The organism is Gilliamella sp. ESL0405 (assembly GCF_019469205.1).
GTDB lineage: Bacteria > Pseudomonadota > Gammaproteobacteria > Enterobacterales > Orbaceae > Gilliamella.
This window is the reverse complement of sequence record NZ_CP048265.1, coordinates 2349579-2373056: the sequence shown is the minus strand read 5'-3', so window position 1 is coordinate 2373056 and position 23478 is coordinate 2349579. Positions and strand designations below refer to the sequence as shown.

Annotated in this window: 18 protein-coding genes; 9 read left to right on the top strand and 9 right to left on the bottom strand. The window is 34.6% G+C overall.

Annotated elements, in window-relative coordinates; all coding sequences use genetic code 11:
• Positions 1–326 precede the first annotated feature (326 nt).
• Complete coding sequence (locus GYM74_RS10310) at positions 327–1097, top strand: hypothetical protein (protein WP_220218129.1); 771 nt, start codon at positions 327–329, stop codon at positions 1095–1097.
• Between the two features lie 356 nt (positions 1098–1453).
• Here GYM74_RS10310 and GYM74_RS10305 read toward each other — a convergent pair whose 3' ends face one another.
• From GYM74_RS10305 to GYM74_RS10275, 7 genes are read right to left on the bottom strand one after another with little or no spacing between them, the layout of a single operon-like run.
• Positions 1454–2338: a putative type VI secretion system effector gene (locus GYM74_RS10305; RefSeq protein ID WP_220218128.1), complete on the bottom strand. Its 885-nt coding sequence runs from the start codon at positions 2336–2338 to the stop codon at positions 1454–1456.
• A 58-nt stretch (positions 2339–2396) separates the two neighbouring features.
• A complete protein-coding gene (locus GYM74_RS10300; RefSeq protein WP_370634069.1) occupies positions 2397–2894 on the bottom strand; it encodes a DUF6708 domain-containing protein in 498 nt (165 codons plus the stop codon).
• Positions 2789–3244 carry a hypothetical protein gene (locus GYM74_RS10295; protein ID WP_220218126.1) on the bottom strand — a complete coding sequence of 152 codons (456 nt, stop codon included), beginning with the start codon at positions 3242–3244 and terminating at the stop codon, positions 2789–2791. The genes GYM74_RS10300 and GYM74_RS10295 overlap by 106 nt, the downstream gene beginning before the upstream one ends.
• 48 nt (positions 3245–3292) lie before the next feature.
• Positions 3293–4117: a DUF6708 domain-containing protein gene (locus GYM74_RS10290; protein ID WP_220218125.1), complete on the bottom strand. Its 825-nt coding sequence runs from the start codon at positions 4115–4117 to the stop codon at positions 3293–3295.
• 27 nt (positions 4118–4144) lie between these two features.
• Entirely contained in the window at positions 4145–8161 is a 4017-nt protein-coding gene (locus tag GYM74_RS10285; protein WP_370633992.1) for a toxin VasX, read from the bottom strand.
• Positions 8162–8211: 50 nt separating this feature from the next.
• Entirely contained in the window at positions 8212–9120 is a 909-nt protein-coding gene (locus GYM74_RS10280) for a hypothetical protein (RefSeq protein ID WP_220218123.1), read from the bottom strand.
• A 2-nt stretch (positions 9121–9122) separates the two neighbouring features.
• The gene (locus GYM74_RS10275) at positions 9123–11549 is read right to left on the bottom strand and encodes a type VI secretion system Vgr family protein (RefSeq protein ID WP_220218122.1); all 2427 of its coding nucleotides are present in this window, start codon (positions 11547–11549) and stop codon (positions 9123–9125) included.
• A gap of 930 nt (positions 11550–12479) precedes the next feature.
• On the opposite strand from GYM74_RS10275, the gene GYM74_RS10270 reads away from it, so the two are divergent.
• The 5 genes from GYM74_RS10270 (at position 12480) to GYM74_RS10250 (ending at position 19178) form a co-directional block, all read left to right on the top strand.
• Positions 12480–14432, top strand: coding sequence for an extracellular solute-binding protein (locus GYM74_RS10270; protein ID WP_220218121.1), 1953 nt, complete (start codon positions 12480–12482; stop codon positions 14430–14432).
• A gap of 1 nt (position 14433) precedes the next feature.
• On the top strand, positions 14434–15522 hold the full coding sequence (locus tag GYM74_RS10265; protein WP_220218120.1) for a microcin C ABC transporter permease YejB: 1089 nt from the start codon (positions 14434–14436) through the stop codon (positions 15520–15522).
• A complete protein-coding gene (locus GYM74_RS10260) occupies positions 15522–16550 on the top strand; it encodes an ABC transporter permease (protein WP_220218119.1) in 1029 nt (342 codons plus the stop codon). The genes GYM74_RS10265 and GYM74_RS10260 overlap by 1 nt, the downstream gene beginning before the upstream one ends.
• Positions 16550–18274: a microcin C ABC transporter ATP-binding protein YejF gene (yejF, locus tag GYM74_RS10255; protein WP_220218118.1), complete on the top strand. Its 1725-nt coding sequence runs from the start codon at positions 16550–16552 to the stop codon at positions 18272–18274. Before GYM74_RS10260 ends, yejF begins: the two co-directional genes overlap by 1 nt.
• 64 nt (positions 18275–18338) lie before the next feature.
• A complete protein-coding gene (locus tag GYM74_RS10250; RefSeq protein WP_220218117.1) occupies positions 18339–19178 on the top strand; it encodes a hypothetical protein in 840 nt (279 codons plus the stop codon).
• A gap of 67 nt (positions 19179–19245) precedes the next feature.
• Here GYM74_RS10250 and frdD read toward each other — a convergent pair whose 3' ends face one another.
• A complete protein-coding gene (gene frdD, locus GYM74_RS10245; RefSeq protein WP_220218116.1) occupies positions 19246–19602 on the bottom strand; it encodes a fumarate reductase subunit FrdD in 357 nt (118 codons plus the stop codon).
• A gap of 15 nt (positions 19603–19617) precedes the next feature.
• Complete coding sequence (locus tag GYM74_RS10240; protein WP_220218115.1) at positions 19618–20040, bottom strand: hypothetical protein; 423 nt, start codon at positions 20038–20040, stop codon at positions 19618–19620.
• Positions 20041–20383: 343 nt separating this feature from the next.
• Here GYM74_RS10240 and tmk point away from each other — a divergent pair, with 343 nt between their 5' ends.
• From tmk to GYM74_RS10225, 3 genes are read left to right on the top strand one after another with little or no spacing between them, the layout of a single operon-like run.
• The gene (tmk, locus tag GYM74_RS10235) at positions 20384–21025 is read left to right on the top strand and encodes a dTMP kinase (protein WP_220218114.1); all 642 of its coding nucleotides are present in this window, start codon (positions 20384–20386) and stop codon (positions 21023–21025) included.
• Complete coding sequence (holB, locus tag GYM74_RS10230; protein ID WP_220218113.1) at positions 21022–22020, top strand: DNA polymerase III subunit delta'; 999 nt, start codon at positions 21022–21024, stop codon at positions 22018–22020. The genes tmk and holB overlap by 4 nt, the downstream gene beginning before the upstream one ends.
• A 52-nt stretch (positions 22021–22072) precedes the next feature.
• Positions 22073–23473: an MBOAT family protein gene (locus GYM74_RS10225; RefSeq protein WP_220218112.1), complete on the top strand. Its 1401-nt coding sequence runs from the start codon at positions 22073–22075 to the stop codon at positions 23471–23473.
• Positions 23474–23478 lie beyond the last annotated feature (5 nt).

The following is a 23478-nucleotide window of genomic DNA, read 5'->3' as shown; positions in this document are numbered from 1 at the left end:
GCAGTTTGAGAATTCCCTCCTTCAATCCAAGAAGATATTTGTATCATGCTTATATTAATATATACACAATATAGACTTAAACAGCCCTTTAGCTTAGACAATAATTTGGCTAATCCCTTGGTTATTAAATAAAAAAGTACATCCATAAAAGAGCAAAAGAACCGTCAAAAAAATAGTAATGAAGATTGACTTTCCAAAGCTGAAAAAATAAGTTAGTGACTCAAATTTTATTGTTAAATATAAAATAGTAACGGGTTTTATTGTTAATTTGCATCTTAATATTCAATCTTATATGCTATTTTCTTATTGTTTATGAGGAGGGCCAAGTGAAAAATTATTGTTATTTTTTATTATTTTTATTTCTTACGGGTTGCGATTCATCTCATCAGCCTTTCGATCGATTTAAAGCATTTGAATCATCTCCCCCTATGTTTGCTCCTGTTTCACATTATATGAAACAACAAACAATAAAAACCGAAGTCGATGGAAAATTAGATAGCATACAAGTGTTTAAGTATACTAAGTCAGGAGATATCCTATCAGCTAATGGTAATTATATAAACAGTGATGTATTTGGAATTTCTTTTGAATACGATTATGAGAAAAACAAATTTAAACTTTACAATCATTTATTTAGAGTAAACATAACTGATGGGAATTTTATAAGAAATCATAACAACCAAATTATAGAATATACAGGCGATAATGATCATCAAATTTTTAAAAATGACTCAAAATATAAAACAATAAATAATTATCAAGATAAAAAATTGATTCAATCTCTTACAAAAGTTGGAAAGATAATAAATAAAGTAAGTATGTACTGGGAAAATGATTTACCTATAAAGAGTGAATCCCTACTCTATAACTCCAATGAATTGAGGATAATCAATATAACAGACTATTTGTACAATGAAAAAAAACAGATAGAAAAGATGATACTAACAATAGTAATGGGTAATAAAAAAATAGTTGGCTCAGAAACATATTTTTATGATTATAATGAATATGGAGACTGGATTAAATCCACCACAATTAGAAAAAATCAAGGCTCAAATAAAAAGGTAACCACAGTAAGAGACATAGAATACTGGTAAATAATAATTATCTCTGTACAGCTATTTTTTATTTAGTGAACGCTTTTTATAAAATTTTATTTTATGGGGGTAACGTAAAAGTCTGCAACTTTTCAAATGGACACCGCCCTCCACTCAAATTTTTACAACGTTAAAATTTCAAAATCAATTTTTAGCTTTTCAACTTGGCAAGATAAAAATGCTTAATTTATGAGTCATATTTTGTTTTAGGTATACAATTATGTTTTATGGTTTTTTGTTGTTATATTTTAAAGGATTTTATTGATATAGTTAAGTTTCCCTTGCCTCATCAATTTAAGATTTAATCATCTTTTAAATTCTACTTAGTCAAAAGTTCTCAGCGCGCAAAACTTATTTTACCTCCATTCTGTGGTATTACCTATTGCAGGTGTGGGTTTATTTTTTTCTATTTCGGTATGGATCACGGTGATATAATCGGGAATTGTTGGCGCTTCACGGTAGAAGGCAACCCATTTTACTCCGGCAGGATCTTTTCGGTTAAATTCGTCGGTGGTAACATCGATATAAAAGTCGGGTTCGTTCATTGATTTATTATTAAAGAACATCTCCATATATTCTTCTTCCATATCCACGTTTTTTGGTTCTGGATAGCCAAGGGTAGCAAAGATTTTATCAGCTTCTTTAGAGCCACCACCTAGTATGTTTTTATACAACCAAAATAAAAAAAGAAAAATTAACCCATGGAATATTAAAGAAGTCCCAATAAAAATAGCAATAATCCATAATATCTGTGTTAAACATAAATAGAGAATCAAACTACCAATAAACATACATAATGTAAAAATTCCAGCTCCTTTAAAAGCTTTTTTACTACTAGCTTTAGTCCCTTTCATAGCCCATGGATATAACCATAGGCGATGATCAATCGGTCGACGTAAGGCGTAGGCATAATAGCTACCGTCTTCTAGCGGTTCTACCACCACTTCAACTTGATCTCCATTGCGAAAAAAAGCCCGACAAAAAATACCTTGCACCGTTAAATGACCAATTTTACAGCGAAAGTATTGCACGCTATTAAGATAGTCAACGGCTTCTTCTTGACCTGTAGCCATACCGATCTGGCTGGTGGCTTCGGTGGTGTTACCGAATGCTAATTGTCCTAGTATTGGCAAATTGGCAAGCGTGCCTTTGCCAAACAGGTTTAAATTGGTGTCGATAACTTCCAATTCGGTTATTTTGCCGATGATAATTTGATAATAGTTGCTAGTTTCTTTGTTCATACTTTGGCTTACTGTCTTGCTGTTCTGTATTATTGAATGATGATATGTAATTTTGTAATTATTCATGAATATTATATTTTCGTTTGATTTCGGCTAACTCATCTAGCGTTGTAGCATTGAATGCTTCAACCATCCATTCAGGCCAACCTTGTCCTTTAATAATCTCTTTTTTGAATTGGGTTTCTTGTTCCCATTTATATTTGCCGTCATTAAAGCTGATTAAATCGTTCGCACACATAAAATTATTGACCCAACCCCAGACCTGATAACTACCAATGCCATTGCGTATCGGATCTAACATAATATGGTCAATGGTTTTATGGGTATTAGGTTTGCAAACCATTAAAATGGTGGAGTTGAGGGAATATCGGGAAAAGTTATGCACAACCACCCCGTGTAAATCCGCCCAATCGTATTCTTTAATACGCTTTTTATTGGGGTGTAAAAAAGTTAATGGATTGCGTAATACCTTAAAATTGAAAAAATAACTTTCATTGACATACACTTTACCGGTTTTACGGTTGAAAATAATGGGGCTTCCTTTGTGAGTAAATATCGTTTGGTATAATAATGGAATAACGATATACAGTGCAAACCAAGTTGCAAAAAAATAAATATTCCTAAATTCAATATGTTTTGTTCTGTATCTGTATCTGTATCTGTATCTGTATCTGAATTGAAATGAATAATCAAGTCTAAACATAGGATTATTATTACAATTCCCAAAATTACTGCTATTGTATAGATAAATATATAAAAAATTTTATCAGACAATACCTGTCTTCTAAAAGCACAGTAGTTATCATTGGCATACAATAAACGTTGATCGGCTCCTGTTAAATAATTACCGCCTTTATCTAAATCGCCTATCCAGCCAAGGATTTGGGGTTGGTATTTTGATGGCATGTTAACTTCTGATTCCTTCTTTTATTTGTTTTATATCCTAGCTTGTTATCACGCATTAACATGGTGCTTTTGTTTGATTTCGGCCAACTCATCTAGCGTTGTAGCATTAAACGCTTCAATCATCCATTCAGGCCAACCTTGTCCTTTAATAATATCTTTTTTGAATTGGGTTTCTTGTTCCCATTTGTATTTACCGTCGTTTAAGCTGATTAAATCGTTCGCACACATAAAATTATTGACCCAACCCCAGACCAGATAACTACCAATGCCATTGCGTAGCGGATCTAACATAATATGATCAATGGTTTTATTGGTATTGGGTTTGCATACCATTAAAATGGTGCTATTGCGTGAATATCGGGAAAAGTTATGCACCACTACCCCGTGTAAATTCGCCCAATCATATTCTTTAATACGTTTTTTATTTGGGTGTATATAGGTAAGTGGGTTTTTTAAAAATTTAAGATTAAAAAAATAACTTTCATTAATATATACTTTATTTGTTTTACGGTTAAAAATGATTGGTGCACCACGACGAGTAAATAAGTTTTGGTATAATTCAGGTAAAACAGCATAGAACCCCAAGCAACAACACAAAAAACAAAATATGCCCAAAATTTCAATTTTCAAATCATGTGAAATATTGAATACAAAGACTAAAAATATCGATAAAACAATTGTTGGAATCAAACAAATAGTTGCTAATAAAAAAACGAATATATAAACAATCTGTTCTGATTTCGGTTTCCTAATAAAAGCACAATAATTATCATTAGCATAAAGAAGTCGATTATCGGCCCCCGTTATGTAAGTGGGACCTTTATTTAAATCGCCAATACAACCGGGTATTTGTGGGCGATATTTTGAAGCCATTATATTCTCCTTGCTTTAATGGTTTTCTCAAAATTTCCCTTTTTTAGTAATAATTAAGGGTATTTCTTCACGATTATTGTATTGAATAATTATTTGGTATTTATGAATGCTATACCCAGACTTACTTCCTGCTGACCATATGTCAATGGTTAGTCCATCCATGTCTAGATCGCTTGGTTTTTCGTAAGCAATATGTTTTATATCAGTGTTTGTGATTTTAGTTAGCACATTTTTGGTGCCATCAGGTAATGTTTTAATAAATACAAATTCATATGGTTCTGAGATATACATTTGACCTTGTGAATAACTTCTGCGCTTATTTTCTAATGCAGAATTAGCATATAGTTCAAAAAATTGTTTTTTATCTAATATTATTTTGTTTCCATTTACACCTAAAGGGTCATTCACATTATTTAATTTAACCCCATTATCTAAGCTAGCTTGATATTTTACATCTATATAATCAGTTTGTTTACCAAAATTATTGATAAAAAACCTAATATAAACAGTTAAGTTTTCCTTTTCGTTAAAGCTTGCAAATTGAGGAATATTTAAATAAAAATAGATATGATTTTGATTTATATTAGTAGAAGTTTGACCTTGTTCGATTGGTGCATTAATATTCAATATTTTGTTATGTAAAAAGGTTTGAATATTATAAGTTGCTATCGCATAATCATTTAATGCTAATCCAAAACCTCCGTGGTCACTATAATCGTCTTCTTTATAAGCGTTATAGCCCAAAAAATCAAACTCCTTTTGGTTGCCAAAACAGCAGCGGTTTAACCAGTGTTGAATAGGGGTTAAATTATCGTATTTTTTACTAAACATAATCATAATTGCCCCTGCAATCACCATAATGACACCAACAAGTATAAGTATCCACCCCCCTGCAAATAAAAGTATTAAAGAACCAACTCCTGACATAAGCGAACCCATAACACGAAGAGCCATGTAACTTTTATCTTCCATATTCATCATCTCTAATGCACTAATCAACTCTCCACTAGCCTCGATTACAGATATTACCCCAAATACTTTATTGACCGTGTTAGATATCATACTATTTAGGTTGATTTTTGCATTAAGCAGATTCACATTTTTACCTACATTAAGCGCATCTTTTAGTTGCATATTCAGTTTCACATTTTTATATTGGCTGGTGATATCAACAGTAATCAGTCCTAACGATAACAATTCCATTGATAGTTTTCTTTTGGTTATTTGGTCACCATCACCTTCTTTAACTTTATTCCAGTCTTTAATGATATCGTTAATATTCATTAAATTAATACATCCTAATACCCCTGCAACATTAAGATTAGCATTAAAGGTAATTTTCCCTTTTTTAATTTGATTTTCAGCAGGATCTATCTTAATTTGTTGATCAATCTTTGTTTTCAAATTCTCATTGAGCACTACAATATCATGCATTTTTCCAATTTTTTCATCGATTTTATTTCTGGCTAGATTTGTGTTTTTGTCACTGGTTTCGTTCAATATTTGAGTAGTAGTTGCTTTGCCTCGATTGGCATGTTCTAAGCTCTCAAGATGTATTTTTTTCTGATATATTAATTTGAAATAATCTTTATAGGCTTGTTCCATAAATTTTTTTAAATTATAAGGACTCAATTTGCCGTTGATACTATTTATAAAGTTAACAAACAAAATTTTAGTTTGTACGTCAGGAAAACATAAAGTAAATTTGACCTTTTGTACTTTGCCCGACCCGTTTTTGACTGGCTTTTCATCGATATCAAAATTTTCAAGAAAGGCAAGTTCGTGTGGGTGATAAATTCCCCTGTTAAAAAAAGACCGATGCATTTGTGTAAATAAATTTTGAATTTTAGTAATATTTTTGGGTTTAACCTCGACATTAATTTCAACCGCTATTGCCCCAAGTTTGGCAAGTTGATCAAATGCGTTTAATCGCATCCACTTAGTTTTAATTGGGAAACGTAAGGTATCTTTTGCCAGAATTGCCTGTTTTTTAAGTGCTGTACTCGCTAGCGGTTTGCTTTCAAGTGAAGCTGCCGCATCAGAGGTTTGGGTAATGTTAGATAATTGTTGTTCAATGGCTTTAAGTTCTTTATTTAGTTGCTGAATTTGGATTTTATAACCTTGTTTTTGTTTTCTAAGCCGTTCACGTGTTATAGAATCGCTGTCTGGAATGTTTTGCTTTTGCTTTTCCAGATCGGCTATTTTTTGTTGGTTTTGCTTGATTTCAACCTCTGCTTGCTGCTTATTTTCATGTAATACTTTTATTTTATTTTCTAAATTGTTATCAAGCTTTCCTTCAATAACATTATTAATAACCGAAACAATTTTAGTCAGATGTTGAATAAGTTCACGAGGTTTTAACAGGCTATTATCCGTCAGATCAACATAAATTTCTTTATCATGATCGATTCCTTTAGGGTTATCGTATTCACTGATATAGTAAATACTTTCGGGGTTACTGAGTAATTCGTCCCATAATGCGCTATCTTCATCCAATTTTATTTCAGAATGGGTGGTATCGAGTAACATATTTGTTACTTGCGATAAATAAACTAGTTGCGTTTCTTGAGTGCTAAAATCAAATTCACGTTGCCAAAAATGGTTGGTGTTGAGGCTGCGCGGTTGTTTTTTACTAAATTTTGAGGTAAAGCCGTCCTTGCCGAATAACCAACGTGCATACGTAAAGTAGTCTATCGACCACTCTTTGTGGTAATTCACTACTTCTGTATACGCTACTTCTAATTCATCTTTGAAGTCGTCAATTTCTTTTTGATTGATGAAATCATCAAAATCCTTAAGCTTTTCTTTCTTTTCTGAACTCAAATGACCTATTTTATAATGCATTCTTGTCGATTGTGGAATTCCATTATAACCTTCTTTGTCATCACCCGAATTTTTTAAATTTTCAATGCTTTCCAATGCTCTTGCTATTTCTTGATCATAAACGGATACGATAGAAGATCGATATTGTTCTATTAATTGCAATATCATGCGTTTTTTTAACATCACCGGTTTATAATAGTTAAATTTTCGCTGTAACTCAGGATTAATGGTTTTGAACATGTTTTTCGCACGTTGTTCATAAATTTTATTCAGCCTATCAACATCTTCAAAACCGTTTATTGTTTCTTCTGCTAAATTGATTTCATTGTCAGTCAGTGGTTGTTCATTAAATATATTCAGATGAACAATTCGCTGCGTGTTAAGTTCTTCGGCAATGCCAAACGTGTCTTCTAAAACGACTCCACACGATATTGGCTTCGATCCTTTATATAACTGGCTAGTATGCCTTGCAAATTGCTGTTTTTGCTGTTTAAAACTATTAAAGGGATGAGCCGATTCAAAAAAAGGTAATTTATTATCATCAAAGCGAAATTCTAATACTTTGCTGGGCGTTTCGGTATTATTTACCTGCCCAAAAATATCTGTAAACGGGACGGCGCGGTTACCAGTTGCTTCTGACGGTGAGTGCGCTAGGTTAGTTATATCAATTCGTGTAAAACGGGATAATACTTGATTATCTTGCTCTTTTAAATAATTTTCAATCACGGTTTTACTCCACGGTTGCGAACAGTACGCCACCCATGCTTGAGTATAGTGTTGTTGTAGATTGATAAATGCTGCCGGAATAGTGTGACAGGCGTTTTTACAGGCCTTTGATATCGGTCTTGGCTCGGTATGAGCAAGTTCATGGTTGTTTTTTAATCTTAACGCCCCTTCAATACATTCATAAGTATGCATTATTCGACTATTTATATCTTCACCTTGTTGTTGCATAACATAGATGTAACCGTTTCGTAAAGTCCGTAAAATATAACCATAATCTTGCAATTCTTCATTTGGCATACGGGATTTAAAATTTAATTTTTTTGCATAATTCGCCAAATCTTGATAATCAACATTCGCCTTGAGCGTTTTATGCTCTTTCATTTTTATTACTGCTTGACGCAGCAAAAATACCGGTATTCCTGTACGACCACACGCAAGGCAATTACCACTGGCTTCATTTTTATTTTCTATAGCGATGTTTTCTGTTCTTTTCATCTTATACTCTTTAATTCTTTCTTTTTCCATTATTCTGTTAATGGGTGGATTTAGATTTCAAGGTTAATATTGGCGTCAATGACATGTTTAGACAATGTACCGGGTGACTGTTGTGCTTTAGGGATTTGTTCAAGAACTTGTGGATGTGTTGTAAATACATGCTGGTAGCGTAATCCATTCAACCCCCAAAACAGAATATCGGCAACATCGGTTAAGCCTAATTTGTCAGCTTGCTCAATCAGTTGTGTTGCTTGTATGATTACCTGCTTTTCAAGTGGCACATTTTTTTGTTCTTCAAATTGTGTGCGGTTATTTGCCCATGCATTAACAAGGGTGCGAATGACCCTTATTTTTTTTAAACGCTCACAGTATTGAGTGTTCCATTCTTTTTCTATTATTGGTTTGTCGTCGTTTGTATAGCGAATAAATTCGCCGTTGTGAATTGAAGGATAGTAATAGTTTTCAATTTGTGAAAATTGGGCTTTTAGCCATGCGTTATCTTGATCTGAACCGGATTCATGTAAAAATTGCATTCGAAAAGGCTCAAAGAAGGGATAATAACGTTGTCGCAATATTTTAGCGATGTTATTACCAATATTAATAATCTGTTTTGCCAGTATTGATGGTTTAAGGTCAGTGACGATAAATGCACAGATATAACGTTTAGACCAAAAACATTCGACTGTAGCTTGCATCGTAATTTTGTCAATTATTGCCTGTTCTAAAAATTGATAAGGTTCAGCAAGCATAACCAGTGTCGGACATACACTTGGATCATAATCTAAATCCGTGCGCAAAACCGTTGTAAGTTTTCTTTCGCCAAATGATTTTTCTTCACCGTATAAACTCTGCAACCCTTTATGTGATAATGGACTGACCGAATTTAGAACGACTAAATTATCAACTAAAAGATAGCGATATTTGTTGAAACTGGCTCTTTTATTTAATTCTGTAAGCATATTTAATCCATTTCGGAACAGCGTTTAACATCTAAATCACTTGATTTTAATTGAATTGTTTTGGTTTCAGTCGCTGGTGACATTTTTTGCATCGCATTACATTTAAGATAGATATTATCTTGGGTGCCTAACTCAATACCTGCTTCACTTATTTTGATATACGAACCACCGCAAATAAGCTTGATCTCTTTTGCTGCAGAAATATCGACATGACTGTTAACACTATCAATTTGAATATCTTGTTTTGCCGCTATCGCTATTTGGTCGGTTTGGGCTTGTACATCTATATCACCTTGATTAGCAAATACTTTCATCCCCGATTTTTGTGCCAAAAGGCTAATAGCTTCAGGGGTGGAAAGGGTTATATTTTTTAAAGCAGTAATATCAGTTTGATTTGCCGATGTGGTGGTTAGGCTATGGGCAGTAGTGAGTTGAATATTTTCTGGGCTGGTTAAAGCAATACCTTCCTGTGCATAAGCTAACATGCCACTTAGACTTAGTTGTGTTAGATTGGCATTGAGCTGCGTTTGGCTGGCGATGTCGGCTGTGTGTGCTTGTGAACTAGCTGCTACGTTCTGTAGTGCTTTAGCAATCGATAAAGCATTTTCTAATTCGGTAATTGCCCCTTGCATATCAAGCTGTTTACCTTGCGCTTTGGGTTCGGTTTGTGTAGTGAGATACAATCCTCGATTGGCAGCAATTGCTCCCCATTCATCAGTTCGAAGTTCAAAGCCTTCTCCTCGCTGTTGTTTTTGCTGATCCACTAAATGCCCCAAATTGAGTTGGGTCTTGCCATATTCGGTGGCAAGTTTGATATGTTCTTGCCCCCGTTTGTCATCCATGCGTAATTTATTATTGGTTGGGGTGCGAATGACATTGCGATGTTTATTGATTGTAGTCACATGGTCATGATGAGTACTGTTATGCATGACGTTTGCGATATATGGTCTATCCGGATCGCTGTTCATAAAGGCAATGGCCACTTCTGTACCGTCAATAAGTGGAAAGTGGAAACCATAAGTGTTTCCCGCATAAGGTTTTGCCAGTCTAACCCATAAACTTTCTTTACCATTTCGCCATTTTTTAAGGTCAAAATTGAATTTTACTCGGTAACGCCCTTGGGTATCGATATATCCATAAGTATCGTTATCCGGGCTGGTTACCCGCGCCGGTAGCGTTCCGGCGACTTGTGGCCAATCAAGTGGTGTTGGGCGATAAGGTTTAGAAATATTATATGGAATAGCTGTAAAGCTTTGTTCATAGGCATCACTGCGAGAGCCGCTACCTGTCACGCTGGTAATTAAGATACCTTCATCAATGTTTGTTAGCGGATTATTGTTAATACAAATCAGTTGCCCGGGTACTAAGTGATAACAGTTTGTTTTTCCGTGGATAATAATTTGTTGACTGATTGCATGTTGGTGGCGAATACTTGCATACCAGTTACCACTTTCAGTTTTGTCATCCTCACTGATTTCTTCACCATCATCTAATTGATTTGTATTGAGATCGTTATAATGCTCACCATAGCGATAATCTGTCCCATAAGTGGTCGTGTCTTTCAGTTGGGTATTACTTTCACCTTGTAAATTGTTTTTAGCTTTACGGTAGTTGTAATCTTGCACATTCACCGAAGATTCAACAATTTTACTGTGCATGCTTATATCCCATACGCTTTCTTGCATGCTATCTTGAGTTCCACTTGGTCGTTGGTATTCAATATCGGCTACTTTTTCATAGCCTTGTTCATCATCGCTAATGATTAGTACATCACAGTCGTGTTCGGCATGCGTTTCAAAACGAAACCAAATACCTACATCAGCCATTAGCCTTTGGATAAATTCAAGATCACTTTCTTGCCATTGGGTAATAAACTCCCTTACTGGGTATTGTTCTTTAAGTTCTAACCGGTAATCTATGCCTCGTAACCCATGATTTCTAAGAACTTCCTCGACAACACTAACAATACTTTGATTTTGGAATATTGCGTAATTGTGATTTAAGGCTAGTTTGGCTAATCTTGGTGATAATACAACTTGATAGTGAGCTTCATCTTTATTGAACGATAATTGGTTAAACTCGGTGATAATGCCAAAAATTTTGCGTTGGTTGCTATCGTTACCGTAGGTTAAATCGATCAGAGATTGAATTGTCGAATTAATCGTATTGTTAGTCGCAGGATTAAATGAGAATGAGGCATTCTTGTTCAAAAAAGTTTCATTCGATAGTGTTTTATCAGCACTGGTAAATGTAATCGTATAGCGCCATGGTTGATTTAATTGTTCTTCGCTTTTTACCTTTAATATAGAGATCGGTGAATTAAGTTCTTCTATGGTGAGAGTATAGCGATTTTGTGTAACCGCATCCGATAGTCCATTAATTAAGTGCTCACCAACTTGATTGATGATCTTATTTAAACCACTAGCCATGTGTTCTCCTACAAATTCCTTTTTTTAACTCAAGTTACTATGAGTTATGAATTATTATCGATTATTCCTTTAGCGTGTTGTTAACTAGATAGCTAATAAAATTGAGGTGATTTGGAGGCATTGATATAATATTAGTGGTATCAATGGTTAAACCTAATCATGGCAGGAAATAATAACGCTTATTTTTATTAATCTTATCGATAGGCAATTACATCATGTGGGTAATTGCCATTCGGTGGTTTCTATTTCCTTACTCTTACGAGTAACTAAAATTTTTTAATTTTATTAAATTCTTTCCAACACTTTTTAATCAGTAGTGATTATCTAAGTAGTATATAAAAAAGACCATTTTTAATCAAATTTTCAATTTCTATACACTAATTTAACAAATGCGATGAAAATAAATAAATAAAAGTAATGGGGTATGTTAAATTCAGACATTGACTGTTTAAGATGAGTTTTATAGTCTAAAAGTTCGCTTTGATAGCGAAAAGTCATTTTTAAGCTCATAAGCCTTTAGTCAATTGATCTGATTTAGTCATAAATTTTTATCAAAGGTATAAAAATAATGATGAGTCAATAAATAAAACGTTGTTTTATGGCGTTTTGAATCGATGTTATTAGTAATATGGCGATCTGTTTTATACTAAAACGTATATATTTTCTGAAAGTTCTTGGCAAGATTTTATTGACGAAATGAGATTGTTTAATTGAAAATGATTAAAGACCAAATCAATAACGATATGATTAGTGTTATAATAATTTTTACTTTCGTGGTGATTAATTAGGTTTTGCTCATTGGTTTGAAGTTTGGCAAAATAGTGAGCTTAACAAACAAGTATTATGCTCTTATTAAGTGGTTGGGGTAGTTTGATAACCCGTTAATGAGATACACAATCTTTTGTTAATTCAAGTAGGAACTAAATTAGGATGATTGGGCAAATTAAACAAAATATAAAAACAACACTTATCTCATGTTGCCTGAGTGGATTAGTCATATGTTCTGTGCCAATTTATGCAGACACTAAACCCGATACGATTTCAAATGAAACACAAACGGAAGTTGATTCAGTGGAGCCATTAACACAAGATGATCAGATTGATGCGACTGATATAAGCCAACCCAGTGAAATAATTTATCACAAAACGATTTTTTCACTTTCTGGTGAGCCTAAATACCCTGATAATTTTGAACACCTAGATTATGTTAATCCTAATGCGCCCAAAGGTGGAGTAATTAAGTTTGCTGAAATAGGTTCATTTGATAATCTTAACCGCTTTGCAAGCCGTGGAGCGCCTGAGCGAAATTCGGGAGCGCTATACGATACGCTTTTTACTAACTCTTCAGATGATATTCAAAGTTTTTATCCTTTAATTGCCACCTCTATTACCTATTCAGATAGTTACCGCTGGGCTGAAGTGACAATTAACCCTAACGCTCGCTTTCAAGACGGTCGGCCAATAACTGCGCGAGATGTTGAATTCACCTTTCATAAATTTATGACTGAAGGTGTGCCGTCCTATCGGGTTTTTTATGAAGGGGTAACTGTGCAAGCAATTGACACTTATCTTGTGCGCATTGAATTACCGGAAAAAGACCGTACTAAATTGTTGTCGTTCGCCGGTTCGATGAAAGTTATTCCTAAACACTTTTGGCAAGATCATGACTTTTCTGAGCCATTGAGTACTCCGCCATTAGCCAGTGGTCCATACTATATAAGTGATTATAAACTCGGGCAATATGTTGTTTATAAACTTAATCCTGATTATTGGGCAAAAGATTTGCCAATTAATAAAGGGTTAAATAATTTTGATGAAAAACGTATTGAATACTATATGGATAATAGTATTGCCTTAGAAGCTTTTAAAGCTGGTGAATATGATATACGTGAAGAGTCAGAGCCTAAAAATTGGTTTACTCAATATCAAGGGCAACACTTTGATGCTAAAAATATTATCAAGCAAGAACGCCCGGTTACCACGGCTACCAATACCAAATGGCTGGCATTTAACTTGCAAAAAGATCTGTTTAAAGATATTAGAGTTCGGCAGGCAATAACATTAGCTTTTGATTTTGAATGGCTAAATCATGCTTTTTATTATGACAGCTATAAACGCCCTTATAGTTTTTTTGAAAACACCATTTATGCCGCAATTGGTAAACCAACAGAGCAAGAATTGACATGGTTAATGCCGTATAAAGATATCATTCCGGAGCAAGCTTTTGATGATGCCTATTTTGTTGCAAAAAGTGATGGACAAGGTTTTAACCGTGATAATTTGTTAAAAGCAGCGGAGCTACTAAAACAGGCCGGCTGGGTAATAAAAGAAGGCAAACTAATTAATGAAAAGAACAACCAGCCATTTGAATTTGAACTCACCGCTTATGTGGGTGATGATGTTAAATATGCAATTCCTTTTCAGCAAAATTTAGCCCGTTTAGGGATTACCATGAAAATTAGTTTGTTAGATTCGTCACAGCATTTACGCCGTTTGCGTAAGCGTGATTATGATATGATGCCGCAAGTTTATTATGCAATGAATTATCCTAACTCTAATTTATCAGTTTATTGGGGTAGCCAATATCTCAATTCATCCTGGAATGGTTCGGGGTTACATAATCAAGCAATTGATAACCTTATTGATGCAATTAACGAAAACATCGATGATGAGAAAACATTAATTCCTTTGGGCAGAGCGCTCGATCGTATTTTAACCCAAGAATATCCTATGATCCCAATGTGGTATAACAGTAAAACTTATTATGCATATTGGAACAAATTTGGGAAACCAGCGATTGAGCCTACATATGCGATAGGGATTGATAGTTGGTGGTATGATGCAGATAAAGCAGCCAGCCTGCCAAAAAATCGGGAACATTGATATGCTAAATTATTTAATCCGAAGATTATTACTGATTATTCCAACACTGTTTGTTATTTTAACAATTAACTTTTTTATTGTACAAATTGCGCCGGGTGGGCCGGTTGATCAAGCTTTAGCTTTAATCGAAATGGGACCACAGTCCGGACAAGGGTTACTATCTTCCGGAAATAGTGCGTCGATTCAATCACAGCAACCTAAAAACGAATCGAATTATCGCGGTGCTCGTGGGCTTGATCCGCAAGTGATTGCGATGATTGAAAAGCAATATGGCTTTGATAAACCGATATTAGAACGCTATATTGAGACGTTGAAAAAATATATCTTATTCGATTTTGGTGATAGTTTTTTTAAAAGTGAATCTGTGGTTGGTTTGATTATTAAAAGCTTACCTGTTTCTATTTCACTTGGGCTTTGGAGTACGATAATTGTTTATATTATTTCAATTCCTTTAGGTATTCGTAAAGCGGTAAAAGATGGCTCGGCGTTTGATTTTTGGTCTAGCACATTAATTATTATTGGTTATGCTATTCCCTCTTTTTTATTAGCGATTTTATTGATTGTGCTTTTTGCCGGTGGCAGTTATTGGGATATATTCCCACTAAGAGGGCTGATTTCAAACAATTTTGATCAACTTGATTTTTGGGGCAAAGTGAAAGATTACGCATGGCATATCTGTTTACCGACGGTTGCCATGGTTGTCGGAGGATTTGCTTCTTTGACCATGTTGACCAAAAATTCATTCTTAGATGAAATACGCAAACAGTATGTTCTTACTGCTCGGGCAAAAGGATTAACTGAAAGGAAAATTTTATACCGTCATGTTTTTCGTAATGCAACTTTACTGATTGTTTCGAGTTTTCCGGCTACTTTTGTTGGAATTTTATTTACCGGTTCGTTATTAATTGAGATTATTTTCTCGCTTAATGGGCTTGGGTTATTAGGTTATGAAGCCATTTTACAGCGTGATTATCCGGTGATCTTTGGTTCACTCTATATTTTTACCTTAATTGGACTTCTTACTAAATTAATATCTGATTTATCTTATATGATTATTGATCCCCGTATTGACTTTGAGGCACGCAACTAATGACCAACAACTATTCTATTAATCGACAACGTTGGCAACGATTTAAACAAAATCGTCGTGGTTATTACTCATTTTTGTTATTTGCCTTGTTATTTTTAATCAGTCTATTTTCAGATTTTATTGTGAATGATCGGCCGATTTTTATTAAATATCAAAATAACTATTATTCGCCAATTTTTCATTTTTATCCCGAAACCACATTCGGGGGGCAATTTGAGACACAAACTAATTACTTAGATCCGACTGTCCAAAAACGAATTGAGGATAACGGTTGGATTTTGTGGCCGCCTTTTCGTTTTAGCTACAATACCTTAATTTATGATACACAAAGGACATTCCCAACACCGCCTTCCAGCGCTCATTTACTGGGAACGACAGATGCCGGTTTTGATGTGTTTGCTAATATGTTATACGGTTTTCGCCTCTCAATGCTGTTTGCCATTTTTTTAACGGCGATAACCTCAATTATTGCAATTGTGATTGGCGCCATTCAAGGTTATTACGGGGGTAAGATTGATTTACTCGGACAAAGATTTATTGAGATCTGGAGTGGATTGCCACAAATGTTTATGATTATTTTATTGGCCAGTATTTTACCCCTTAATTTCTGGTGGTTATTAGGCATAACCGTTTTATTTGGTTGGATGTCATTATCGGGCGTGGTGCGTACTGAATTTTTACGGACGCGTAATTTTGATTATGTCCGTGCGGCTAAAGCATTGGGCGTAAGCGATAGAAAAATTATGTTTCGCCATATTTTACCTAATGCTATGGTGGCAACATTAACGTATTTACCGTTTATTTTATGTGGGGCGATTACGACGTTAACTTCGCTCGATTTTTTAGGCTTTGGTTTACCTATCGATTCACCGTCACTAGGGCGATTACTGTTACAAGGCAAAAATAACCTACAAGCTCCGTGGCTAGGTATCAGTTCTTTTTTAATTATTGCAACTTTGCTTTCACTATTAATCTTTATTGGTGAAGCAGTAAGAGATGCGTTCGATCCAAACAAAGGAGTGTGCTAATGAGTTCTCCTTTATTATCCGTCCATGATTTAAGCATTGCCTTCAAACGTGGTTCACGCATTGAATCTGAAGTTGTCAAAAAGGTCAGTTTTGATATTCATGAGCAAGAAACATTAGCATTAGTTGGCGAGTCCGGCTCCGGTAAAAGTGTTACCGCATTGTCGATATTACGTTTATTGCGTAAAGAGCAGGTGACTTATCCAACCGGCGATATCAGATTTGAAGCGCAATCATTATTGAACGCGCCAGAAAAACAGCTACGTAAAATTCGTGGTAATCAAATCAGTATGATTTTTCAGGAGCCTATGGTCTCACTTAATCCATTACATACTGTTGAGAAGCAGCTTTATGAGGTACTGGCGTTACATCGTGGAATGAGTCGAAATGTCGCTCGTTCGGAAATATTACAATATCTTGACAGGGTAGGTATTAAAGATGCTAAAAGTAAACTTTCATCTTATCCTCATCAGCTATCCGGTGGCGAAAGACAACGTGTCATGATTGCAATGGCAATATTAACTCATCCTAAATTGTTAATTGCCGATGAGCCAACAACCGCATTAGATGTTTCAGTACAGGCACAAATTATTCAGCTACTTAAAGATCTAAAAAATGAACTCAACATGAGCATGTTGTTTATTTCACATAATCTAGGCATTGTTAAAAAATTAGCTGATAAAGTTGCTGTGATGCAACATGGTGAAATTGTTGAATATAACAATAAGCATCGTATCTTTTTACGACCTAAACATGAATATACTCAAACATTGCTAAATTCTCAGCCAAGTGGTGACCCCGTTCCGTTGCCTGAAACGCCGGGTATCTTGCTTAATGTCAACCATTTGGATGTTGAAGTTGTTACCAAAAAACAGTTATTTACCAGTCAAAAAAAGAAAATTGTCAACAACATCGGTTTTGCGGTACATCAAGGCGAAACAGTTGGAATTGTCGGTGAGTCTGGCTCCGGAAAAACCACGACAGCTTTGGCCGTGTTGCGACTGATTAAATCTCAAGGTGATATTTTATTTGATAGTTACCCTATCCATAATTTGACCGGTAAAAAATTACTGCCTTTTCGCAGTCGTATTCAAGTTGTTTTTCAAGACCCGTTCTCGTCTCTCAATCCTCGGTTTAATGTTGAGCAAATAATTAGCGAAGGGTTAACGGCTCATAAGAAATTAACTAAAAGTGAAATTGAACAAGCCGTGATTGATATTATGCAAGAAGTTGGGCTAGATCCGCAGATGCGTTTTCGTTACCCAACGGAGTTCTCAGGAGGGCAGCGGCAACGTATTGCTATTGCCAGAGCACTGATTTTACAACCGGAATTATTAATTTTAGATGAACCAACGTCATCATTAGATCATTCTATACAAAAGCAAATTATTAATTTGCTCAAATCATTGCAAGAAAAGTACCAGCTAAGCTACTTGTTTATTAGTCATGATTTAGCCTTAGTTTACTCAATATGTCATCAAGTGGTGGTGATGAAAGATGGCGAAATTATTGAACAAGGATCGCGTGAGCAGATCTTCTCTTCGCCAGAATCTGACTATACCAAGATGCTGCTTTCATTTTTGGACAAGCCGCCACGAAAAGTGAGTAAAACCCTAATTCATGGGGATAAGATTGAAAATGATGATCAATCAGATGATAACAAAACAGAATCAACGAAAGTCTCAGCCATTAACTGGGCCGATGCACTGTTAATGAGAAAGCAGTAATGTTAAATAATGATAAAGGGTTAGTTCTATAAAGTTAATATAACGATCAACTAAGTAGGTTAGTATGCAAAAAAAAATAAAATCTATTTTATTCGCAACATGTTTATCTATAACATCAATGGATGTTTTGGCGTTGATGTGTACTGATAATCCTTCACAAAATGTGGTTCTAGCAAACAACTATATTTTAAAAGTCGATGATTTTATCGATACTCCAGCTAAAGGCATTAAGCAAGAGACTCGAACTTTGCAATATAATAATGGATTAATGGCTAAACAAATCATTGATTATGATGAAAAGGGTTTATTCACTCAAAGCCAATATGACCTCTATTTAAAAAACAATCAGCTTGATTATACTGAAAGTTTACAAAATAAGGATTTTGGTTGGCAAACTATTATCGAAAACCAATCTGATAAGACACATACGATTATCAATTTTAAAGTTGATGCACAAGGTAAAATTATTGAGTCTGAACAAATTAAAAAATCGGATGATTTTGTTTTTAGCCAAAATGATAGTTACCAATTTGATAATAATAACTGCTTAGTGAGAAAACAAATAACATGGAAAATTGAAGACGTTGAAATAAAACATAACAATAACGTGGACAGCCCAAAAGGCGATTCTACTTATACTTTTACTTATGAAAACCAACATCTAAGAGACGTTTCCTATAACAGTACCGGTAGAACAAGCCGTATGGATCACTATTCATATCTCTTTGATCATCTTCAGCGGTTAAAAGAAATAAAATTAAATACATCATCAGCTGACGCCAAATACGGTACTGTAATAACTGAATTTTCAGGGCTTAATGATAAAAATGATTGGCTCCACGCAACGGTAAGTCTTCAAAATGTAAACCAACTCACTACTGTCAGAACAATTACTTATTATTAATCATGTTTTAAAACAAGCGTTAACATAAAGTTAACGCTTTTGTCTTTATTATGCTTAAATGTGCGAACTATAATCGCACAAACAAAACGTAAATAGCATGTATTGTCCATGCTAAGGCTAAGAGGTAAGTTAATCCTTTTTCTCGTTTAGGGTAGATATTATATTGATGTAATAGCGTTAAAATCTGTTGTAATGCAAACCAAATTGGTAATGAAATGGTTAGAAATAGAAATATTTTACCCGCTTGAGTATTTGCCAATTTAAGAATATAGGAGCGTGTAATTGCATCACCAAATGGAATGATAAAGGCTAAAATGACCAGTACAATTGGTGAAAAAATCGCTGCCCAAGTACTACCTACAATATATAACCCTTTGATTACTTTACCCGTTTTTTGTTTTGAATGTTCTTTTTTTGTTGTCATTGATTTAATACCACTTTATTTTAAAACTAACCATAATAGGCAGGCCGATATCGCAATCATTATTAACCATAAACCCAATGTTATTAGATAGATTTTAGCTTTATTATGATGACTTGGCGAAAAAATAGCATTGGGTAACAAGTTAAACCAGCTTAAACAATGAAAGAGCATAACGAAAAGAGCAAGGCAATTTATTATAACGGCTAATGGGCTACGTAAAAAAAAGATAAAACGGTAAAACTCGTCTTGTCCAAGGCCATTGGTATACATACAAATTACCCCATACATTAACACCATACTTACCCAAATCATTGAAAACGGCCTAAGTTTTATTAGAATCGAAATTAACAATGGTGGTTTTGTGTTTGATTGCAGTTCACCAAAATAAGTATCGCTACTTTGATTATTTAAATTTTGATTATTATTGGTTTGATTCATAAATTTCTCAATTGGTATTGGTTATGGCAATAGTTTTGCTTATTGAATTTATTTTAAATCTAATTATAGAGGTAAAGCATGTTTTTGTCGCTAATCTAAAGCAGTACATGATAGGGGTTTTAGTGATCTAAGGATTGGCATAATGTGCGTCAAGCGTTAATCATGACATGGATGAGTATAATCAAATAATGTTAAGGCTGGTATGTGCTTTTTTGCTTTTTAATTGATGTTATCTTTTGCTGGATAAAAGTAATTACATTACTGGCTAAAATAATAGGGAAAAATAGCGTACAATATTGCGATATTCAACGTAGATTCATCATCAACAGTTTAGGAAATAAGTATGACAGGAAAATTTATTGTCATCGAAGGTCTTGAAGGTGCAGGTAAAACAACCGCAATTAGGACGGTAGCAACTATTTTAAATCAAAATAATATTTGTGATTTGCAGTTCACACGCGAGCCTGGCGGAACGCCAATTGCTGAAGCGCTGCGCAATATTATCAAAAATGGTTTAGATCATGAGCCATTAACGGATAAGGCTGAATTACTCATGTTATATGCTGCTCGAATCCAATTGATTGATAATGTAATTAAACCTGCACTGAAAGCCGGGCGGTGGGTGATTGGTGATCGGCACGATTTATCAACTCAAGCTTATCAAGGTGGTGGTCGTCAGTTAGATAAGGTATTTATTGAAACGTTAAAAACACAAGTGCTAGGTGATTTCAAACCTGATCTTACTTTATATTTAGATGTGGAGCCGCAAATTGGTTTAATGCGGGCAAGATCACGAGGTGAACTTGATCGTATTGAACAGCAATCTTTGCCATTTTTTGAGCGAATACGAGATCGCTACTTAGCGCTTGCACAGCAAGATAGTACCATTGCTGTTATCGATGCCACTAAATCGATTGATGATGTCACTATGCAAATTCAAACTATTTTAACTTCATGGTTAGCAACGCAGGTTATTACGCAATGATTTTCAATGATTATCCATGGTTAATATCGCCTTATCAGCAATTGGCTCAAGCGATTTTACATAACCGTGCCCACCATGCTTTACTCATCAATTATATTCAAGGAAGTGGCGAAGATGAACTTGTACAAATGTTGGCTAACCGTTTGTTGTGTCAAGCTTCATCGCAACTTGAACCCTGTTTAAAATGCCATAGTTGCCAACTGTTTTTATCGCATCATCACCCGGATTATTATGTTTTGACTAATGAGCAAGGTAAACAGTCAATTGGCATTGATCAAGTTCGTAGTATCACATCCAAAGTTTACGAAAAATCACAGCAAGGTGGTAATAAAGTGATTTGGGTTAAACACGCTGCTTTGATGACAGAAGCGGCGGCTAATGCTTTACTCAAAACATTAGAAGAGCCACCGCAAAACACTTATTTTATCTTGAGTGATGATCATAACAGTCACTTGTTACCGACCATATATAGTCGTTGTTTTTCCTACTTTTTACCGGTACCGGAATTAGATGATTCAGTTAAATGGTTAAAAAAGCAGCATTGTCAACATTATAGCGATAATGAGCTTGCCTCTGCGCTTTTATTGAGCGAAAATGCGCCGTTAACAGCCTTAGCTTTACTCGATCAAGAGAAGTGGCTACAACGGAAAGCGTTTTGTGAAAATTTATCAGCAGTCATTGCACAAAACGATTTTTGGCAATTAGCAAAAACTATTGATAACGAAGCTTTTTTAGAGAGAATTATCTGGTTTTGTGCCTTATTAAGTGATGCATTAAAAGCTAAACAAAAAGTAGGACGGTTTATTGTTAATCGTGATCAAGTTCCACTCGTCAGATTGTTAGCAACCAAAAGTCATCAAGAGATATCTGCACTTTATCAAATTTGGTTACAAGCAAGAAACCAGTTGTTGACAATAACCGGGCTAAATAAAGAATTAATAATCTACAATGTGTTGGCACAATCTGAACTTATTTGCAGTGGTGATAACAAATAATGCTGTGAAAAAGTTTCAGAAATAGACTATGTTTAAGTAAAAAGGAATAGCGGTGAGTTATTTATCTATTGAATTCGGGATATTGTTTGTCGCTTTTTTTGCCTTTTATTGGGCTTGCAGCTTATTACCTAAAGTACAAAATATGCTGCTATTGGTCTTTAGTTACGTTATTGTTGCTAGTTATAGTTGGCAATTTGCACTGATTTTATTTAGTTATACTTGTGTTATCTATCTATTCGCTTTGCTGATAAACGCCTCAAAACGCCATGCCAAATTTTGGTTAATATTGGGATTATGCGTATCGATTATTAATCTGGCGTTATTTAAATATTTTGATTTCTTTCGCTATGAACTACAAGCACTGTTAAATTTTCTTGATTTAACCGTATTATTACCGGTTATAACTGTCGTAATCCCTATCGGTATCTCGTTTTATACTTTTCATTCAATAAGCTATTTGGTATCAGTAAAACGTAAAGAGATTCCGATCGCTAAATTCTGGGATTTTGCCTTATTTTTATCTTTTTTCCCTAGTGTGATTGCCGGTCCGATTAATCGAGCTAAAGACTTTTTGCCGCAAATTGCGATTACTCATCCTCGTGAAATATTAGAGCCTTATCGAGCATTTACGTTGATCATGCTAGCGGTACTAAAAGTTTATTGTTTAGGTGGTTTAATAAGTGAACATTGGGTCAATCCTATATTTGCCAATCCGTTAGAATTTAGCTTCATTGATTTGTTAGTCGGGCTTTATGCTTATGCCGTGCAAATCTATCTCAATTTTTCGGGCTATACGGATCTAGTGACGGGCATTGCGTTGTTATTGGGCTTTCGCTTACCCATTAATTTTAATTTTCCTTATCTGGCGCTAAATTTGAGGGATTTTTGGGATCGCTGGCATATTAGTTTATCTCATTGGATTCGGGATTATATTTATATTCCACTAGGTGGCAGTCGTCGAGGTTTTAGTCGTACTCAAATTAATGTCATGTTAGCTATGTTATTATCAGGTTTATGGCATGGTGCCGGGATTAATTTTATCATTTGGGGTGGATGCCATGGGCTGGGTATTGTGGCGCTTAATATTGGGGACCGTTTATTTGGAAGAAATTGGTTATCGCAGCGCTTACCGATAATAGCAAGGCTATTTACCTTTCATTATGTATGCTTCGCTTGGATATTTTTTAATTGTGAAAGTCTGCTTGATGCATCAGATTATTTGACAGCATTATCTCAAAATTTTTTGATTGAATCACATTATGTGGAACCATTTTTATGCTTCTGTATATTATTTTTAATCTATCCGATAGTTAAAGATATTCCCAATTGGTTTGCATGGAACATTAGCAATATCAATAAGTACTTTTTGCCTTTCGTGATTATTTATGTATTGTGGCTAATTATTTATTTTGCACCTTCTGGTGTACCAAACTTCATTTATGCTAACTTTTGAGTATG

Coding starts and splice junctions, on each gene's coding strand:
- GYM74_RS10305 (WP_220218128.1), bottom strand. CDS start 2,338: ATGAACAAAGAAACTAGCAACTATTATCAAATTATCATCGGCAAAATA.
- GYM74_RS10295 (WP_220218126.1), bottom strand. CDS start 3,244: ATGCCATCAAAATACCAACCCCAAATCCTTGGCTGGATAGGCGATTTA.
- GYM74_RS10290 (WP_220218125.1), bottom strand. CDS start 4,117: ATGGCTTCAAAATATCGCCCACAAATACCCGGTTGTATTGGCGATTTA.
- GYM74_RS10285 (WP_370633992.1), bottom strand. CDS start 8,161: ATGAAAAGAACAGAAAACATCGCTATAGAAAATAAAAATGAAGCCAGT.
- GYM74_RS10280 (WP_220218123.1), bottom strand. CDS start 9,120: ATGCTTACAGAATTAAATAAAAGAGCCAGTTTCAACAAATATCGCTAT.
- GYM74_RS10275 (WP_220218122.1), bottom strand. CDS start 11,549: ATGGCTAGTGGTTTAAATAAGATCATCAATCAAGTTGGTGAGCACTTA.
- GYM74_RS10270 (WP_220218121.1), top strand. CDS start 12,480: ATGATTGGGCAAATTAAACAAAATATAAAAACAACACTTATCTCATGT.
- GYM74_RS10265 (WP_220218120.1), top strand. CDS start 14,434: ATGCTAAATTATTTAATCCGAAGATTATTACTGATTATTCCAACACTG.
- GYM74_RS10260 (WP_220218119.1), top strand. CDS start 15,522: ATGACCAACAACTATTCTATTAATCGACAACGTTGGCAACGATTTAAA.
- yejF (WP_220218118.1), top strand. CDS start 16,550: ATGAGTTCTCCTTTATTATCCGTCCATGATTTAAGCATTGCCTTCAAA.
- GYM74_RS10250 (WP_220218117.1), top strand. CDS start 18,339: ATGCAAAAAAAAATAAAATCTATTTTATTCGCAACATGTTTATCTATA.
- frdD (WP_220218116.1), bottom strand. CDS start 19,602: ATGACAACAAAAAAAGAACATTCAAAACAAAAAACGGGTAAAGTAATC.
- GYM74_RS10240 (WP_220218115.1), bottom strand. CDS start 20,040: ATGAATCAAACCAATAATAATCAAAATTTAAATAATCAAAGTAGCGAT.
- tmk (WP_220218114.1), top strand. CDS start 20,384: ATGACAGGAAAATTTATTGTCATCGAAGGTCTTGAAGGTGCAGGTAAA.
- holB (WP_220218113.1), top strand. CDS start 21,022: ATGATTTTCAATGATTATCCATGGTTAATATCGCCTTATCAGCAATTG.